The sequence below is a fragment of the Aquabacterium lacunae genome (assembly GCF_004310865.1).
Lineage (GTDB): Bacteria > Pseudomonadota > Gammaproteobacteria > Burkholderiales > Burkholderiaceae_C > Aquabacterium > Aquabacterium lacunae.
Genome location: NZ_SIXI01000001.1, coordinates 14,454 through 31,894, shown reverse-complemented (window position 1 = coordinate 31,894; position 17,441 = coordinate 14,454). Strand labels below are relative to the sequence as shown.

At 65.3% G+C, this 17,441-nt stretch carries 18 protein-coding genes; 7 read left to right on the top strand and 11 right to left on the bottom strand.

Annotated elements, in window-relative coordinates; genetic code table 11:
• Positions 1-45: 45 nt before the first annotated feature.
• Genes EYS42_RS00135 through EYS42_RS00115 form a run of 5 tightly spaced genes read left to right on the top strand, consistent with a single transcriptional unit; the run spans position 46 to position 4,811 of the window.
• Complete coding sequence (locus EYS42_RS00135) at positions 46-315, top strand: PepSY domain-containing protein (protein ID WP_130965856.1); 270 nt, start codon at positions 46-48, stop codon at positions 313-315.
• A gap of 3 nt (positions 316-318) precedes the next feature.
• Positions 319-825 carry a cytochrome b/b6 domain-containing protein gene (locus EYS42_RS00130; RefSeq protein WP_130965855.1) on the top strand — a complete coding sequence of 169 codons (507 nt, stop codon included), beginning with the start codon at positions 319-321 and terminating at the stop codon, positions 823-825.
• Positions 822-2,798: an LTA synthase family protein gene (locus tag EYS42_RS00125; protein ID WP_130965854.1), complete on the top strand. Its 1,977-nt coding sequence runs from the start codon at positions 822-824 to the stop codon at positions 2,796-2,798. The genes EYS42_RS00130 and EYS42_RS00125 overlap by 4 nt, the downstream gene beginning before the upstream one ends.
• Positions 2,770-3,441, top strand: a complete 672-nt coding sequence (locus EYS42_RS00120) for a response regulator (protein WP_130965853.1) — start codon at positions 2,770-2,772, stop codon at positions 3,439-3,441. Before EYS42_RS00125 ends, EYS42_RS00120 begins: the two co-directional genes overlap by 29 nt.
• Entirely contained in the window at positions 3,438-4,811 is a 1,374-nt protein-coding gene (locus tag EYS42_RS00115; RefSeq protein WP_130965852.1) for an ATP-binding protein, read from the top strand. The genes EYS42_RS00120 and EYS42_RS00115 overlap by 4 nt, the downstream gene beginning before the upstream one ends.
• Here EYS42_RS00115 and ureG read toward each other — a convergent pair.
• The 7 genes from ureG to EYS42_RS00085 all read right to left on the bottom strand — a co-directional run bounded on the left by ureG (position 4,798) and on the right by EYS42_RS00085 (position 9,601).
• Complete coding sequence (ureG, locus tag EYS42_RS00110; protein ID WP_130965851.1) at positions 4,798-5,445, bottom strand: urease accessory protein UreG; 648 nt, start codon at positions 5,443-5,445, stop codon at positions 4,798-4,800. The two genes, EYS42_RS00115 and ureG, sit on opposite strands and share 14 nt — an antisense overlap.
• Positions 5,442-6,212, bottom strand: a complete 771-nt coding sequence (locus EYS42_RS00105; RefSeq protein ID WP_130965850.1) for an urease accessory protein UreF — start codon at positions 6,210-6,212, stop codon at positions 5,442-5,444. Before EYS42_RS00105 ends, ureG begins: the two co-directional genes overlap by 4 nt.
• 3 nt (positions 6,213-6,215) lie before the next feature.
• The gene (ureE, locus tag EYS42_RS00100) at positions 6,216-6,938 is read right to left on the bottom strand and encodes an urease accessory protein UreE (protein ID WP_130965849.1); all 723 of its coding nucleotides are present in this window, start codon (positions 6,936-6,938) and stop codon (positions 6,216-6,218) included.
• Positions 6,939-6,952: 14 nt separating this feature from the next.
• A complete protein-coding gene (ureC, locus tag EYS42_RS00095; RefSeq protein WP_130965848.1) occupies positions 6,953-8,680 on the bottom strand; it encodes an urease subunit alpha in 1,728 nt (575 codons plus the stop codon).
• A gap of 31 nt (positions 8,681-8,711) precedes the next feature.
• A complete protein-coding gene (locus EYS42_RS00090; protein WP_245503442.1) occupies positions 8,712-9,029 on the bottom strand; it encodes an urease subunit beta in 318 nt (105 codons plus the stop codon).
• A complete protein-coding gene (locus EYS42_RS17005) occupies positions 9,026-9,196 on the bottom strand; it encodes a hypothetical protein (protein WP_165456582.1) in 171 nt (56 codons plus the stop codon). Before EYS42_RS17005 ends, EYS42_RS00090 begins: the two co-directional genes overlap by 4 nt.
• Before the next feature lie 102 nt (positions 9,197-9,298).
• Complete coding sequence (locus EYS42_RS00085; protein WP_130965846.1) at positions 9,299-9,601, bottom strand: urease subunit gamma; 303 nt, start codon at positions 9,599-9,601, stop codon at positions 9,299-9,301.
• 51 nt (positions 9,602-9,652) lie between these two features.
• Here EYS42_RS00085 and EYS42_RS00080 point away from each other — a divergent pair, with 51 nt between their 5' ends.
• Positions 9,653-13,189, top strand: coding sequence for a hybrid sensor histidine kinase/response regulator (locus EYS42_RS00080; RefSeq protein ID WP_130965845.1), 3,537 nt, complete (start codon positions 9,653-9,655; stop codon positions 13,187-13,189).
• Between the two features lie 81 nt (positions 13,190-13,270).
• Positions 13,271-14,245: a response regulator transcription factor gene (locus EYS42_RS00075; RefSeq protein ID WP_130965843.1), complete on the top strand. Its 975-nt coding sequence runs from the start codon at positions 13,271-13,273 to the stop codon at positions 14,243-14,245.
• Positions 14,246-14,316: 71 nt separating this feature from the next.
• Here the strand turns inward: EYS42_RS00075 and EYS42_RS00070 are convergent, their stop codons facing one another.
• The 4 genes from EYS42_RS00070 to EYS42_RS00055 form a co-directional block, all read right to left on the bottom strand.
• Positions 14,317-15,663: a dicarboxylate/amino acid:cation symporter gene (locus EYS42_RS00070; RefSeq protein ID WP_130965841.1), complete on the bottom strand. Its 1,347-nt coding sequence runs from the start codon at positions 15,661-15,663 to the stop codon at positions 14,317-14,319.
• A 103-nt stretch (positions 15,664-15,766) separates the two neighbouring features.
• Positions 15,767-16,297 (bottom strand): NUDIX domain-containing protein, encoded by a 531-nt coding sequence (locus tag EYS42_RS00065; protein WP_130965840.1) that lies wholly within the window; start codon positions 16,295-16,297, stop codon positions 15,767-15,769.
• Between the two features lie 16 nt (positions 16,298-16,313).
• On the bottom strand, positions 16,314-16,676 hold the full coding sequence (locus EYS42_RS00060) for an SRPBCC family protein (RefSeq protein ID WP_130965839.1): 363 nt from the start codon (positions 16,674-16,676) through the stop codon (positions 16,314-16,316).
• 12 nt (positions 16,677-16,688) lie between these two features.
• Positions 16,689-17,435 carry a fused MFS/spermidine synthase gene (locus EYS42_RS00055; RefSeq protein ID WP_130965838.1) on the bottom strand — a complete coding sequence of 249 codons (747 nt, stop codon included), beginning with the start codon at positions 17,433-17,435 and terminating at the stop codon, positions 16,689-16,691.
• Positions 17,436-17,441 lie beyond the last annotated feature (6 nt).

Sequence of the window (17,441 nt, the reverse complement as noted above, 5' to 3'; positions counted from 1 at the left end):
GTTGTGAAATCCGGGCTCTGACCTTCAGACCTCAGGAGATTTCACATGACCCGTTCACGCATTGCGGCCGCCCTGCTGGCTGGCCTGTTGACCAGCACCGTCTGGGCATCCCCCACCTGCACCGAGGCGCCCAAGTCACAGTGGCAGCCTGCGGAAAAGTTCCAGGCCCAGCTCAAGGCCCAGGGCTACCAGATCCGGAAGTTCAAGGAAGAGAAGTCCTGCTACGAGATCTATGGCAAGGACAAGGACGGTCACCGGGTCGAGATTTACTTCGATCCGGTGACCGGCAAGGCCATCAAGACCGAGAAGGACTGAGCCATGGCCTGGGACCGGCTTGTCCGGAGCACGCATTGGGCCGTGGCCTTGCTGGTGGCGTTCAATCTGCTCAATGAAGAGGGCGCTCGCTGGCACCGTTGGGCGGGGTACACGGTGGCTCTGCTGGTGCTGGCAAGGCTGGCTTGGGGCCTGCTGCTCGCACCACGGCACAGCCCGGCACGCCTGTCGGCCTGGTGGCCGCGCCCGTCGCAGGTGTTGCTGCATGTGCGGCTCTTGCTGGCGGGTGACCGGCAAGCCCACGGGGTGGGTCACAACCCCCTGGGGGCTTGCATGGTGCTTGCATTCTGGTCGGTGCTGCTCGGTCTGGGACTGAGTGGCTGGATGATGCAGCAGGACGCCTGGTGGGGTGCAGAGTGGCTGGAGGATGGCCATGAACTGCTGGCCAGCACCCTGTGGGCCCTGGTGCCCCTGCATGTGGCTGGTGCCATGCTGGAGGGCTGGCGGGTGCGTCGCAACCTGGTGGTTGCCATGGTGAAAGGGCGCCCATGAACGTCTGCTCCGCAAGGCCTCGGCCTGGCATCTGGGCGCCCTGGTGGCGCCTGCTGATGGGCTTCATTGCCCTGTCCACCGTGCTGCGCCTCGGGTTGCTGCTCCACACAGGCGATCGGGCGGACCTCCATTGGTGGTCGGTGCTGCATGTGCTGGGCCTCGGGCTGGCCTTTGATGTCATCGCCGGGCTGGCCTTTTGCGCCCCGCTGGCGGTGTTTCTGGCGGTGTGGCCTCGTCGAGCCTATGCCCACCCTTTGGGACGTTTCTGGTTGTCGGCCGGTTACGTCCTGTGGTGCTTCCTGTTGTTGTGTGTGGCGGCTTCTGAAATCGTGTTCTGGGAAGAGTTCGGCACGCGTTTCAATTTCATCGCCGTGGATTACCTGCTGTACACCCACGAAGTGATCGGCAACATCCGGGAGTCGTACCCGGTCGGGCTCTGGTTGAGCGCAGTGGCCTTGGTGGCGATGGGGCTGGTGGCCCTGAATCGGCGCGTCTGGCTCGCCGAGAGAGCCGCGCCGGCTGGCGGTGTGATGCGCGACCGCGTGTGGCCCATGGTCTTGCGGCTGGCATTGTGTGCCCTGGGATTGTGGATGGGGCAGGCCTCGTGGAAGCACAGCCTGAGCCACCCCCAGGACCAGTCGCTCAGCGGCAACGGCGTGTTCGAGTTCTTCTCTGCCTTGCGGCACAACGAACTGGACTACGAACATTTCTACCAGAGCCTGCCGACCGAAGAGGCGCTTCGACGCATGCGTCAACAGTTGCCGACGCCTCATGCGCGTCTGGCCAGCGACGATCCGCATGACCTGACCCGCCGGGTCGATTACGGTGAGGCTGAAAAGCGCTGGAATGTGGTGCTGATCTCGGTCGAGAGCCTGTCGGCGGACTTCATGGCCCGATTCGGCAACCGCCAGGGCCTCACGCCCCGGCTGGATGCCCTGGCCAGGCAAAGCTTGTTGTTCACCCACCTGTACGCCACGGGCACGCGCACGGTGCGTGGCCTGGAGGCCCTGTCCCTGGCTGTGCCACCCACGCCGGGCCAGTCGATCGTGAAACGGCCGCACAACGAGGGGCTATTCACACTCGGGCAGGTGTTTCATGACAAAGGGTATGACACGCGCTATGTGTATGGCGGCTATGGCTACTTCGACAACATGAACGCATTTTTCAGCGCCAATGGCTATGAGGTGGTCGACCGTGGGGCCATGGTGTCTGCCGAAGTGCACCACGAGAACATCTGGGGCGTGGCCGACGAAGACCTGTTCACGCTGGCCTTGCGTCAGGCTGATGCATCCCATGCGAGGGGGCGGCCTTCGTTCATGCACGTGATGACCACGTCCAACCACCGCCCGTTCACTTATCCGGAGGGGCGCATCGACATTCCTTCGAAAACCGGGCGAGATGGGGGGGTGAAGTACACCGACTGGGCCATCGGAGATTTCATCGACCGAGCGTCTCACAAGCCGTGGTTTGCGCACACCTTGTTCGTGATCGTGGCCGACCACTGCGCCTCCAGTGCAGGCAAGACCGACCTGCCTGTCGAGCGCTATCACATTCCGGCGATGGTGTTTGCTCCCGGCCTGGTGGCCCCGCGTGAAGAAGGCAGGCTGGCCAGTCAGATCGACCTGGCGCCCACCCTGCTGGGCCTGCTGAAGTTCAGGTACCACAGCCGGTTCATGGGCCATGACCTGATGGACCTGGAGCCGGGGCGTGAACGCGCCTTCATCAGCACCTATCAGGATCTTGGCGTGCTCCGGGGTGACCGGTTGCTGCGCCTGGACCCTCGCGAAGGCGCGCATGTCGTGAAGGTGCTCGATGGGCACGCCACGCCCGAGCCAGCGGCGATGGATTGGGATGATGTGGCCGATGCCATCAGCTGGTACCAGAGTGCAGCTTGGGCGTACCATCACGACGGATTGCGTGCCCTGTCTGTCAACACTGTTGCCCATGCGAATACTGCTGATCGAAGACGATGAACACCTGGGAGAGGGCCTGCAGCAGGGTCTTCGTCAGCAAGGCTGGGTGGTGGACTGGTTGCGAAGGGGCGACCAGGCCGCCGCCGCATTGAGCCACACAGCCTTCGATGCGCTGGTGCTCGACTGGGGGTTGCCTGGGCGTTCGGGCCTGGAAGTGCTTCAGGCCTTGCGTGCTCGCGATGGCCGGTTGCCGGTGCTGATGCTGACGGCGCGTGATGCCTTGCAAGATCGCATTTCGGGGCTGGACAGCGGTGCGGACGATTACCTGGTCAAACCTGTGGCTTTGGAGGAACTGGGTGCGCGCCTGCGTGCACTGATCCGCAGGGCCGCAGGGCAGGCTGCACCGGCTTACCAGTGGGGTGCATTGTGTGTGGATCCGGCTGAGCATGCCGTGACGTTAGCCGGGCAGCCTGTTCAGCTGTCGGCCAAAGAGTTCGCCTTGCTGGTGCGGCTGATCAGTCAGCCTAGGCGCCCGATGTCGCAGGAGCAGCTGGCCGAGGCGCTGTACGACTGGGGGCATGAAATTGGCAGCAATGCCGTGGAAGTGCATGTGCACCACCTGCGGCGCAAGCTGGGCCCCGACTGGATCCGCACCATTCGTGGTGTGGGTTACGTGCTCAACCCCGACAAGGCTCAGGCATGAGCACCTTGCGTTCGCGCCTGACGCGCACGGTGTTGACCATTGCCTTGCCATTGTGGGTGGCGATCGGTTCTGTGAGCTGGTGGTCGGTGCTTCACGAACTCGACGAGATCTACGACGCCCAGATGCGTGATGTGGTTAGGCCCCTTGGGGCACTCTCCACCCCGGCCTTGATCGATGACATGCAGAAAGTGCAAGCAGCCGCGCTGGGTGTTGACGACGATCCGGATTTCGGGGTGATGGTCTGGGATGAGGCCGGGGCCCTGCTGTACCGCAGTCCCGGCGCACCGGCCTTGCATTTCAGCGAGAGGTTACCGAGTGACAGACTCGCTTCGGTCGGGCATGTCGGCGGAGACGACCACCACCGAGTGCGCTGGTGGCACCAGCCAGAGCACGGGCGCTGGATGGCCGTGAGCATTCCCCTCGAAGAACGCGATGAGCTGGCGCTGGCCATGGGGGTCGGGCTGGCCTTGCCCTTGGTGGTCACAGCACTTCTGCTGTGGCCGCTGATGTGGTGGGGGGTGTCTCGTGCGCTGGCACCCTTGAGGACGCTGGTGCAGTCGGTCAGGCAGCGCGCCGGGCATGACCTTTCAGCCATCGATGTGGGCGATGTGCCGCGAGACATCGAGCCCCTGGTGGAAGAAGTCAACGCGCTGCTGGAGCGTTTGCGAGAGGCCCTGACCCGTGAGCAGCGTTTCACAGCCGATGCGTCCCACGAATTGCGCACGCCCTTGGCGGGTGCGGTCGCGCAGTTGACGGTGGCCCGCGGAGCAAGCTCCGAATCCGAACGTCAGCATGCCCTGGACAAGGCCGCCGATGCGCTTCGGCGCGCCACCGACCTGACCGGGCAGTTGATGCTGCTGGCCCGATTGGACCACCACAGCGGTGGCGTTGTGCCAGTGCCAGGCTGGCAGGACAGCATCGACCTGCTGGGCCTGTGCCGCGATGTGGTGGCGGACGAGTTTGAATCCGCGCACGCACTGGGCGTTGGGCTGGCACTGGAGCCTTCAGGCCCAAGTGAGCGTTTGCCACCCATGAGTGGACAGCCCCTGTGGATACGCGCTGCCTTGCGCAATGTGGTGCACAACGCGGTGGGCCATGCACCGGCGGGCACAGAAGTGCTCGTGTGTGTGCAGAGTCGGGATGACGCTTTGTGGGTGTCGGTGCAGGATCAGGGGCCAGGCCTTGCCCCTGACATTCGGGCTCACCTGGGGCAACGCTTTGCCCGAGCCGCCGACACCCAAGGCCGGACCGGATCGGGACTGGGCCTGTCGATCGTGCGACGCGTGCTCGACCTTCACGGCGGCAGCTGGTCTTTCAGCGAAGGACCGTGCCTGAGTGTGACCTTGCGATGGCCGCTCAGGCGGCCTTGAGCAGCCCCTTGGTTTCGATGAAGGCGATCACATCCTGAAGGCCCGACTGGGTCTTCAGATTGGTCATCACGAAGGGGCGGGTGGGGCGCATGCGCTTCGTGTCGCTTTCCATGATCTCGAGGTTGGCACCCACGTGGGGTGCCAGGTCGGTCTTGTTGATCACGAACAGGTCGCTCTTGGTGATGCCCGGTCCGCCTTTGCGCGGGATCTTTTCGCCTGCGGCCACGTCGATCACATAGACCGTCAGGTCGCTGAGTTCAGGGCTGAAGGTGGCCGCCAAGTTGTCCCCGCCCGACTCGATGAACACGATGTCGGCATCGGGGTAACGCGCCAGCATGCGGTCGACCGCTTCGAGGTTGATGGAAGCGTCTTCACGGATGGCGGTGTGCGGGCAGCCACCGGTTTCCACGCCCATGATGCGGTCCGGGTCGAGCGCGCCGGCCACGGTCAGCAGGCGCTGGTCTTCCTTCGTGTAGATGTCGTTGGTGATGACCACCAGGTCGTAGGTGTTGCGCATGGTCTTGCAGAGCATTTCCAGCAGGGTGGTCTTGCCTGAGCCCACGGGGCCGCCGACGCCCACGCGCAGCGGGGGCAGTTTCTTGGTGCGGCCGGGGATGTTGTGCAGTGCGCTCATGATCGGAACAGTCGTGAATACTGGGTTTCGTGCCGGCTGCTGAGGATGGCCAGCATGGGGGTGAAGGCCTGCCGCTGGCTGTCAGGCAGCGACAGGGCATGGTCGATGGCCTCGGGAATGGCCTCGATCAGGGATTGAAGGATGCGCTGGCCAGCGGTCTGACCCAGCGGCACCGACTTGATGGCGGCCTGCACCATGTTCTCGGCCCAGCCAAAGGCAAAGGTCAGCAAGGCCTCGTGCACCTGCGCAGCGCCCTGGGTGGCGTGCGCGCTGCCCGAACCCGATGGTGGCAGGCACTGGGCCACGGCCAGCGCAAAGGCCACGGGCCAAGTGGGGGCGGGCTGGAGGGCCGCGCATTGGGCCAGGCGGGTGTCGCTGGCCTCTTGCCTGGCCTCGCCCGTGCGCTGACGAAGCCATTCCACCAGAGAGCGGCCCATCTGCTCGGCTTGCAGGCGCAGTTCGCTGGTTTCGCGCGTGTGCACCACCCAGTCGTTGAGTTCACGCACGCGGTCCATGTCCTGGCGCTGCCAGGCGGGCACGGCGGCGGCCATCACGGCCAGGTCGGCCCTCGCCAGGCTCAGGTGCAGCTGGTCCACCAGCCAGGCACGGGCCGAGGCCTCATCGTGCACGCGGCCGGTGTCCACCGCGGCTTCCAGGCCTTCGGAGTAGCTGAATCCACCCACAGGCAGGGCCGGACTGGCCAGCCACATCAGCTGCAGGCGGGTGGCGGCACTCAGCGGTGTCGCGCGGGGTACAACCTGGGGCATGGCTCAGTGGTCGTGGCCGCAGCCCGGGCCGTGAACGTGGGGTTTGGTCTCACCTTTGACCGGGATGCCCAGCGGCTTGCCACGCACGGGCGCTGCAGCAGCCGGTGCGTGCGTGTGCCCGTGTTCATGACCGTGTTCATGGTCGCGGCTGTGGTCGTGCCCACAACCGGGACCGTGCACGTGGGCGCTGGCGGGCGCGTGGGCGTGGGCGTGGGGGGCATGGTCGTGATCGTGCCCGTGGCTGTGTCCGTGGTGGTGCCCACCGCCGTGCCCCGCTGCGTATGCGCCCGCTTCGGGTTCGAACGGCGCCTCCTGGGCCACCACCGTCAGGTGCATGGCCGTCAGCATGTCGGCCAGCACGTGGTCAGGCTCGATCTTCAGGTGGTCGGGGCGCAATTCGATCTGCACATGGCGGTTGCCCAGGTGGTAGGCCGCGCGGGTCAGGTCGAAGGGGCTGCCGTGGGCGCTGCATGGCGTGATCACCAGCACCGGCTGCGGGGCGGCGTCCACGCGGATCATGGAGCCGTCTTCAGCCACCAGCACATCGCCGCCACGCACCACGGTGCCGCGCGGCAGGAACACGCCCAGGGTGCGCCCCTGGCTGTCGGTGGCGTCAAACCGGCTTTTCTGGCGCACGTCCCAGTCGAGTTGCACGGTGGCTGCACGCTTGAGCAGCACGGCGGCCAGGCCCTGGCCTTGCGGAAGGAGTTTGTTGACGGTCAGCATGCGCCCAGTGTCGCTCAGAACAGGAAGTAGCGTTGGGCCATGGGCAGGCTGGTGGCCGGCTCGCAGGTCAGCAGCACGCCGTCGGCGCGCACCTGGTAGGTCTGGGCGTCGATCTCCATTTTGGGCAGGTAGGCGTTGTGCACCATGTCGGTCTTCTTGACGGTGCGGCAGCCCTTCACGCCCACGATCTGCTTCTTCAGGCCCAGTTGCGCAGGCAGGCCCGCGGCGATGCCAGCCTGGCTCATGAACGTGATCGAGCTGCGGTGCAGCGCACCCCCGAAGCTGCCGAACATGGGGCGGAAATGCACCGGTTGCGGTGTGGGGATCGAGGCGTTCGGGTCACCCATGGCCGCTGCGGCAATGAAGCCACCCTTGAGGATCAGGCTGGGCTTGACGCCAAAGAACGCGGGCTTCCACAGCACCAGGTCGGCCCATTTGCCTTCTTCCACGCTGCCCACTTCGTGGGACACGCCGTGGGCCAGTGCCGGGTTGATGGTGTATTTGGCCACGTAGCGCTTCACGCGGAAGTTGTCGTGGCGGTCGGTGTCACCGGGCAGTTTGCCGCGCTGCGCCTTCATCTTGTGGGCGGTTTGCCAGGTGCGCATGATCACTTCGCCCACACGGCCCATGGCCTGCGAGTCGGAGCTGAACATGCTGATGGCACCCAGGTCGTGCAGGATGTCTTCGGCGGCAATCGTTTCCCGGCGGATGCGGCTTTCGGCAAAGGCCAGGTCTTCTGCGATGCTGGCATCGAGGTGGTGGCACACCATGAGCATGTCGAGGTGCTCGTCGATGGTGTTGACCGTGAAAGGCCGCGTGGGGTTGGTCGACGATGGCAGCACGTTCAACTCGCCCACCACTTTCATGATGTCCGGGGCGTGGCCACCGCCCGCGCCTTCGGTGTGGAAGCTGTGGATGGTGCGGCCCTTGAATGCGGCCACGGTGTCTTCCACAAAGCCCGATTCGTTCAGCGTGTCGGTGTGGATGGCCACCTGGATGTCGGTTTCTTCGGCCACGCTCAGGCAGCAGTCGATGGCGGCTGGGGTGGTGCCCCAGTCTTCGTGCAGCTTCATGCCAATCACCCCGGCATTCACCTGCTGGCGCAAGGCCTCGGGCTGGCTGGCGTTGCCCTTGCCCAGGAAGCCCAGGTTCATGGGGAAGGCCTCGGCGGCCTTGAGCATCAGGGCGATGTTGTCCGGGCCAGGTGTGCAGGTGGTGGCGAAGGTGCCAGTGGCCGGGCCGGTTCCCCCGCCGATCATGGTGGTCACCCCGCTGTTCAGGGCTTCTTCGATCTGCTGCGGGCAGATGAAGTGGATGTGGGTGTCCAGGCCGCCTGCGGTGACGATCATGCCTTCGGCCGCGATGATCTCGGTGCCGGGGCCGATGACGATGTCGATGCCCGGTTGCACATCGGGGTTGCCAGCCTTGCCGATCTTGACGATGCGGCCGGCCTTGATGCCGATGTCGGCCTTGACGATGCCCCAGTGGTCGATGATCAGGGCGTTGGTGAGCACGCAGTCGCAGGCGTCGCCGGGGCCTGGTCCGTTGACCCGCTGGCTCTGGCCCATGCCGTCGCGGATGGTCTTGCCACCGCCGAACTTGACTTCTTCCCCATAGCCGCCAGCGGCCAGGGTGAAGTCCTTTTCGACCTCGATGATCAGGTTGGTGTCGGCCAGACGGACACGGTCACCGACCGTGGGGCCGAACATCTCGGCATAGGCGCGTCGCGGAATGCTTGCCATGGTGTGTGGGTGCTGTGGGTGGCGGCAGGGCTCAGAGCGCGCCCTGGACGAGGCCGCGGAAGCCGTAAACGGTGCGGTCGCCGCTGTAGTCAACCAGTTCAACGGTGCGCTGCTGCCCCGGCTCGAAGCGAACGGCGGTGCCCGATGCGATGTTCAGGCGCATGCCGCGGGCGGCGTCACGGTCGAACTTCAGTGCGCCGTTGGTTTCGGCGAAGTGGTAGTGCGAGCCGACCTGGATGGGGCGGTCACCGCCGTTTTCCACCACCAGCGTCAGCGTGCGCCGCCCGAGATTGAGGTCGTGGTCAGGCCCGTCGGTGAGCAGTTCACCCGGCACGAGGCCCGCGCTCACTTGCGCCCCCCGTGCCATACGAGAAAGGCCACCGCCACAATGGCCACAAAACCCAGCACGTCGGTCGAATGCCAGTGCGACAGGCCAGGCAGGCCATGGCCCTCATGGGCGTGTACCAGGGCCGGTGCTGTCAGCGCGGCGAGAAGGAATCGGTTGCGGTGCTTCATGTCGGTGCCTCGGATGCTCAGGGCGGCGAATGTGTTTCAGGATAGGGCGTCAAGACGCCTTAAGTGCACAAAGGTGGTGTGTGATGGAGATTCGGTGACCGGTCATGCAATGGGTTGGTGCACTGTCACCAACTTGGTGCCATCCGGGAAGGTGGCTTCCACCTGGATTTCCGGGATCATCTCGGCCACGCCGTCCATCACGTCTTCGCGGGTGAGCACGGTCTTGCCGTCGCTCATGAGGGCGGCCACGGTCTTGCCGTCTCGTGCGCCTTCCATGATGGCGGCCGTGATCAGGGCCACGGCCTCCGGGTAATTGAGCTTCAGGCCCCGGGCCTTGCGGCGCTCGGCCAGGAGCGCTGCCGTGAAGATCAGCAGCTTGTCTTTTTCGCGTGGGGTGAGTTCCATGGTGTGGGCGGCATCGAACTTGCGATACCTGGCGCTGTGTCAGCCTCCATCATGCAAAAGCCAGACCAAGATGCACAGCCTTCCGGTGAAGATGCCGGCGGGCAGGCCCTGCAGCGGGTCATCAAGGTGCGGCGCGACTACAACAGCTGGGTCGCCACCGAGACCCTGGAAGACTATGCCCTGCGCTTCACGCCCCGCTCGGCCCGCCGCTGGACCGAATGGCGCGTGGCCAACACCGCCTTCGGGGTGGCCTCTTTCCTGGTGCTGGAGGCTGTGGGGGCCACGCTGCTGGTCGAGCATGGCTTCGTCAATGCGTTCTGGGCCATCCTGGCCACCGGCCTGATCATCCTGCTGGCCGGCTGGCCCATCAGCGTCTATGCCGCGCGGCATGGGGTCGACATGGACTTGCTCACCCGGGGGGCGGGCTTTGGCTACATCGGCTCGACCATCACCTCGCTGATCTACGCCTCTTTCACCTTCATCTTCTTTGCGCTGGAGGCGGCCGTGATGGCCTATGCCCTGGAGCTGGCCTTCGACATCCCGCCAGCCTGGGGCTACCTGATCTGCGCGGTGGTGGTCATCCCGCTGGTCACCCATGGTGTGACCACCATCAGCCGCTTGCAGCTCATCACTCAGCCGATCTGGCTGGTCATGCTGGTGCTGCCATTCATCTATGTGTTCCGTGACCACCCGAACATCTGGAGTGATCTGTCGGCCTATGCCGGTGGCGATGGCGACCACCCGGGCTTCGACTGGCTGGGCTTCGGCACGGCCATGACGGTGGGCATTGCCCTGATCACGCAAATGGGTGAGCAGGCCGACTACCTGCGCTTCATGCCGGAGGAACGCCGCGGCAGGCGTGTGCGCTGGTACGCCGCCGTGTTCATGGGCGGGCCAGGCTGGATCATTCCCGGGGTGCTGAAGATGCTGGGCGGGGCGTTGCTGGCGTTCCTGGCTATCCAGTTCGCCGTGCCGATCGACCGTGCGCTTGACCCCAATCAGATGTACCTGGTGGCCTGGGAAAAGATCTTCCCCAACCAGACCTGGGCCATTGCGGCGGTGGCCCTGTTCGTGGTGATCTCTCAGCTCAAGATCAATGTCACCAACGCCTACGCCGGTTCGCTGGCCTGGTCGAACTTCTTTGCGCGCCTCACTCACAGCCACCCGGGCCGGGTGGTGTGGGTGGTGTTCAACACCCTCATCGCCCTGATGCTGATGGAGCTGAACGTGTTCCAGGCGCTGGGCAAGGTGCTGGGCCTGTATTCCAACGTGGCCATTGCCTGGATGATGGCCGTGGTGGCCGACCTGGTCATCAACAAGCCCATGGGCTGGTCGCCGCCAGGCATCGAGTTCAAGCGCGCCCACCTGTATGACATCAACCCGGTGGGGGTGGGGGCCATGGGGGCAGCCTCTTTGCTGTCGGTGGTGGCCTACGTGGGCTGGATGGGTGAAATGGCCCAGGCTTTTTCGGCGTTGATTGCCCTGGTCACGGCGCTGGTGGTGTCGCCTTTGCTGGCCTGGGGAACCAAGGGGCGTTACTACCTGGCCCGCGCGCCCTTGTCACCCTGGCCGGAGGGTCGGCCGCTCAGCCAGGTCATCCGCATCAAGGCCTTGCACCGCTGCACGGTGTGCGAGGGCGAGTACGAAGCCGACGACACCGCCCATTGCCCGGCTTACCAGGGGTACATCTGTTCCTTGTGCTGCTCGCTCGATGCGCGCTGCCAAGACCTTTGCAAGCCGCAGGCTCGGTGGTCTGACCAGTGGCGCGCCGTGGCTCGCCGCCTGTTGCCCGAGCGTCTGTGGCACCGGCTGGACACCGAGCTGGGCCATTTCCTGCTGGTGATGGTGGTGATGTCGGCCTTGCTGGGCGGCTTGTTCGGCATGGTCTACCAGCAGCAGGTGCGTGATCTTGATGTGGGCATGATGCTGTCGGCCACCGACATGACCGACTGGCTGCAGGGCGCGCTGCTCAAGGTGTTCTCGGTGCTGCTGCTGGTGGCCGGGGTGCTGGGCTGGTGGCTGGTGCTGGCCCACAAAAGCCGGCAGGTGGCCCAGGAAGAGTCGAACCGGCAGACCCACCTGCTGGTGCGCGAGATCGAGTCGCACCGCATCACCGACGAAAAGCTGCAGCAGGCCAAGCAGCAGGCCGATCAGGCCAACCACGCCAAGAGCCGCTACATCTCGACCATCAGCCACGAGTTGCGCACGCCCTTGAATTCCATCCTGGGCTATGCGCAGCTGCTCGACGAAGACCAGGCCTTGCCCGAGCATGTGCGACACGGGGTGGGCATCATCAAGCGTGGAGGCGACCACCTGCTCTCGCTGATCGAGGGCACGCTGGACATTGCCCGCATCGAAAGCGGCAAGCTCACGCTGGAGCCGCGCCCCGTGCGTCTGGCCGACCTGCTGGACCAGATCACCAGCCTGAGCGCGCACGAGGCGCGCAGCAAGGGCTTGCGCTTTGTGGCCGACATCGACCCCCACCTGCCGGAGGCAGTTCGAGCCGACGAACGCCGCGTGCGCCAGATCCTCATCAATGTGCTGGGCAACGCCGTGAAGTTCACCAGCCAGGGCGAGGTGAGCTTCAAGGTGCGCTATGCCCGCGAGATGGCGCAGATCGACATTTCGGACACCGGCCCTGGCATTGCGCCCGATGAGCTGGCCCGCATTTTCGAGCCCTTTGCGCGGGGCTCATCGGCCGCCGGAGCCTCGGCCAGCGGCACAGGGCTGGGTCTGACGATCTCCAAAATGCTGACCGACCTGATGGGGGGCGAGATGACGGTGACCAGCCAGGTGGGGCAGGGCACTTTGTTCCGCATCCGGCTGTTTCTGCCGCAGGTGCGTGCCAGCCTGGGCGAGCGACCGGCCGTGCGTGGGCAGCGCACGGGCTATGTGGGCGAGCGCCGGCGTGTGTGGGTGGTCGACAACGAGGAGGCCGACCGCGGCCTGCTGTTGCGCATCCTCACGCCGCTGGGTTTCGAGGTGCAGACCTTTGCCTCGGGGGATGAATGCTTGCTGCACCTGCGCAATGGTCCGTCGGCCTTGATGCCTGATGCCTTGTTCATGGACCTGGCCATGCCGGGGCTGGACGGTTGGGCCACCCTGAGGGCCATCCACCAGGAGGCTTTGAGCCAGGCGCCGGCAGCCATCGTCTCGGCCAATGCGTTTGACAAGGGACTGGACAACGATGTGGGAATCACACCAGAAGACTTCCTGGTCAAGCCGGTGCGCGTGAGCGAGTTGCTCGACTGGCTGGGTCGGCGCCTTCAACTGCAGTGGATCGAGGCCGATCCGGTGCAGCCTCGCACGGTGCGTACGCCGATGCAGGCCGATCTGCCCGAAACCCTGCCCAGCGAGCCCCACCTGCGCGAGCTGGAAGAGCAGATCCACACGGGCTATGTGCGCGGCATCCACAAGGCACTGGACCGCATCGCGGCGGCCGAGCCAGGCGCTCAAGCGTTTGTGCAGCGTCTGCGGCTCATGGCCAAAGGCTTTCAGCTTGATCTGCTGGCCTCGGCGGTGGGCGCAGCGCTGGCTCAGCAGGCCTCCAAACCGGGGGGCACCGAACAAGCGGCTGAGGCGCCATGAGCCTCACAATGCCTTTCGTCAGGCCTGACCGGGCCTGGCTGCAACCCTTTGTCGTGCCTGAACTGCCCTTGTCCTGCCACCATGCTTGAGAGCCTCGATCGCAGCCGCACCGATGTCGTGCTCATCGTGGACGATGTGCCGGAGAATCTCTCCTTGCTGCACGACGCCCTCGATGAGGCCGGCTACACCGTGCTGGTCGCCACGCACGGGGAAGCCGCGCTGCAGCGCGCGGCGCAAGTGGTGCCCGACATCATCTTGCTGGATGCCGTCATGCCGGGTATTGACGGTTTCGAGGTGGCGCGGCGCCTGAAGGCCCAGGGGGAAACCGCCCACATCCCCATCGTGTTCATGACCGGCCTGTCCGAGACCGAGCACGTGGTGGCGGCCTTTCAGGCCGGTGGGGTCGATTACGTGGTCAAGCCGCTGCGTCCTCGCGAGGTGCTGGCCCGCATCGAAGCCCACATGCAGAGCGCGCGACAGGCACGGCAGGCCCGCAACGCCCTCGATGCCTTCGGCCATGCCTCGATCACGGTACGGGTCAGCGATGGCCGGGTGCTGTGGCAGACCCCGCTGGCGCGCAAGCTGATGCTGTCGTGGTTCGATGCACCCGAATCGGTGGCCCCTGAAGAGCTGGTGATCTGGCTGCAAGGTGCCGTGGCCGAGGTTTCCGCAGCCTTGAGCGCCATGGGGGGCGAGGCGGCCGGGGTGTTGCCCGCCGCTCCGCAGTGGGTGGTGAACCAGGCCGCACGGCGCCTGACCGTGGCTTTGCATGAGCCTGTGGGCGACGACGAATGGTTGCTGGTCATGCGCGAGAGCTCTGACCAGGCCGCCATTGACGCCATCACCCAGGAGTTCCGCCTCACGGCCCGTGAGGGTGAAGTCCTGTACTGGGTGGTCAAGGGCAAGACCAACCGCGACATCGGCGACATCCTGGGCAGCAGCCCGGCCACCGTCAAAAAGCAGCTGGAACACATCTTCGCCAAGCTGGGCGTTGAAACGCGCACCGCCGCGGCCGGCCTGGCCATGAGCCGGGTAGCCGCTTTGAAGATGCGCTGAGCCGCAGGGCCATGAAAAAGGCGCCCTGCAGGGCGCCTTGGAGCCAGATCGGCGAAGCTTCAGCAAGTTCCTCAGACGGCTTCCTGCTTGATGTGCATGGTGCTCACCTGCTGGTCCAGGATCTCTTCCGGGGCCTGGGCGGCCTGTTCGGTCGGGTGGTTCAGGCCCTGGTTCAGCTTGTCCATGTCGAGGTCACCCGTCCACTTGGCCACCACCAGCGTGGCCACGCCGTTGCCGATCAGGTTGGTCAGGGCGCGGGCTTCCGACATGAAGCGGTCGATGCCCAGGATCAGCGCCAGCCCCGCCACAGGCACGTGGCCCACGGCCGACAACGTGGCGGCCAGCACGATGAAGCCGCTGCCGGTGATGCCGGCGGCGCCCTTGGAGGTCAGCAGCAGCACGGCCAGCAGGGTCAGTTGCTGCGTCAGCGTCATGGGTGTGTCGGTGGCCTGGGCCACGAACACGGCGGCCATGGTCAGGTAGATCGAGGTGCCATCCAGGTTGAACGAGTAGCCCGTGGGGATCACCAGGCCGACCACCGACTTGCGGGCGCCCAGGTTTTCCAGCTTTTCCATCATGCGCGGCAGCACCGATTCAGACGACGAGGTGCCCAGCACGATCAGCAGTTCTTCCTTGATGTAGCGGATGAACTTGACGATGCTGAAACCGTGCATCCTGGCGATGAAGCCCAGCACACCGAAGATGAACACGAGGCAGGTCAGGTAGAACACGCCCATCAGCTTGCCCAGCGAGGCCAGCGAGTCGACGCCGTACTTGCCGATGGTGAAGGCCATGGCGCCGAAAGCGCCGATGGGGGCCACCTTCATGATGATGCCGACGATGTCGAACAGCACGTGCGAGAGCTTCTCGATGAAATCGAACACCATGGTGCCGCGACCGCCGAACTTGTGCAGGGCGAAGCCGAACAGCACCGAGAACAGCAGCACCTGCAGGATGTCGCCCTTGGCGAACGCATCCACCACCGAGGTGGGGATCACGCCCAGCAGGAAGTCGACCGTGCCCTTCATCTTGCCGGGCTCGGTGTAGGCCGCAATGCCCTTGGTGTCGAGCGTGCTGGGGTCCACGTGCATGCCCTGGCCCGGTTGCACCAGGTTCACCACCACCAGACCGATCACCAGCGCGATGGTCGACACCACTTCGAAATACAGCAGGGCCATGCCGCCGGTCTTGCCGACGCGCTTCATGTCTTCCATGCCGGCGATGCCCACCACCACCGTGCAGAAGATGATGGGCGCGATGATCATCTTGATCAGCTTGATGAAGCCGTCGCCCAGCGGCTTCATGGCTGCGCCGGTTTCAGGGGCGAAATGACCCAGGGCGATGCCGATGATGACGGCAACCAGCACCTGGACGTACAGGGATTGGTAGAGAGGCTTGCGCGCTTGTGGCGACGACATGGTGGACGCTTTCGTTGGTGTTTCGAAAGTGCCGCACGATACGCACGAGCGTGCGATGTCGCTATTGTGGGAACCAACATCCGGGCGTGTGGCCCGGTGCGCCTCAGGGCTTGGGGCGAGGGTCGGGCACCTCGAAGGCCTGTGGCTGATGCCCCTGGCTGATCAGCCAGTCGCGCAGCGCCAGCCCGGTGGCCACCGGCCAGTAGCGGGCCTTGGCCGGTGCAATGCGGCGGTACTCGGCCAGCTCTTCGCCCAGGGTGATCTGACCCGTGGCCGGCACGTGGTAGGCCAGGATGATCTGGTTCTGCCGCTCGAAGCGGTAGTGCCCCACGAAATGAGCACCTTGCGCGTCCAGGCCCAGCTCTTCCTTGACTTCGCGCATCACGGCTTCGGCCGGGCTGGGGTCACTGCGCTCCAGAAAGCCGGTGATCAAGGCAAAGAAGGGCACGGCCCAGGCCTTGTTGCGGGCCAGGATCAGCTCGCCTTCGTGCTCCACGATGGCCGCCACCACGGGCGTGGGGTTGTCCCAGTGCACAAAGCCGCAAGTGTCGTCCGGGCAGGCCATCCGGGGCAGCTCACCTTCTTGCCGGTTGACCAGCGGGGTGGCGCATTGGGGGCAGAAGGTGAAGGCCATGGCCGGGTCTGAAGGGTCAGTACGATTCGAGCAGGTTGCGCAGGGCTTCCAGGTCTCGCTGGGCCCACTGCACATCGTCGAGGAACTCATCGTCGCTGGTGCCGGGCTGTCGGAACAGGGTCAGCGTGAGCACGCTGCGGCCGCGCAGGGGCACCACGCGCATGGGCACCTTCACGCGGCGGCCATCGGGCAGGTAGACCTCATGGTCGAGCACGCCCTGGTTGTTGTCGGGCGCGAAGGTGATCACCACGGCCGCTTCCACGCCGCTGGCCCACTGGCTCAGGCGCACGGGGTCACGCACGGCGTCGTACACCGTCTGGGCGGCGCAATCGATGGTCACGGTGATGGTCTGTGCATCACCCAGGCAGGATCCGGTCATCGTCTTGAAACTTCATTCGCTGAGCCGCGCAGGATAACGCCTGACAAGGGCTCTTTCGAGCCGACCTGCGGAAGACCCCAGGGTGCTTTGGTGCACCTCGGCCAGCTGCGTCCAGCGGGTTTGAAAGTCGGCCGCCAGGGCCTGCCACACAGGTTCTGCCGCGGCCATGACCACCTGGTTGTCTCCGTCGTCCACCGTCTGGTCGAACACTCCGCTGCCCAAGGCTTTGCGAAGGCGCTTGAGGTGTTCGCTCAGGGCGGGTTCTGCCGCGTGCAGGTTGATCATCAGCAAGCCGTCAGGCGCCAGACGCGCCCGGCACGCGCGGTAAAACGCCGGTGTGGCCAGGGCAGGGGGTTGCCCTTCGGCCGTGAACCCATCGATCAGGATGGCATCGAACGGCAGCAGGTCGGTTCGGGCCATGTACCGCGCACCATCGGCACACACCACGCTCAGGGTGGGGCCGTCCGCGGGCACGTCGAATTCATCGCGCAGGTCGATCACGTCGGGCGATATCTCGACCACGGTCAGGTGGGTGTCGGGCAGGTGGGCCTGCATGTAGCGCACGATCGAGCCCCCGCCCAGGCCCACCATCAGCACGCGCGCCGGCTGCGGGTGCACCAGCAAGAAGGCCATCAGGGCGCGGGTGTACTCCAGCACCAGTTCGGTGGGCGCATCGACCTTCATGCAGCTTTGCAGCAGGTCGGAGCCGAAGGTCAAGGACAGGGTCTGTCGGTTGCGGTGCAGGCGGGGGAAATCCAAACCAGG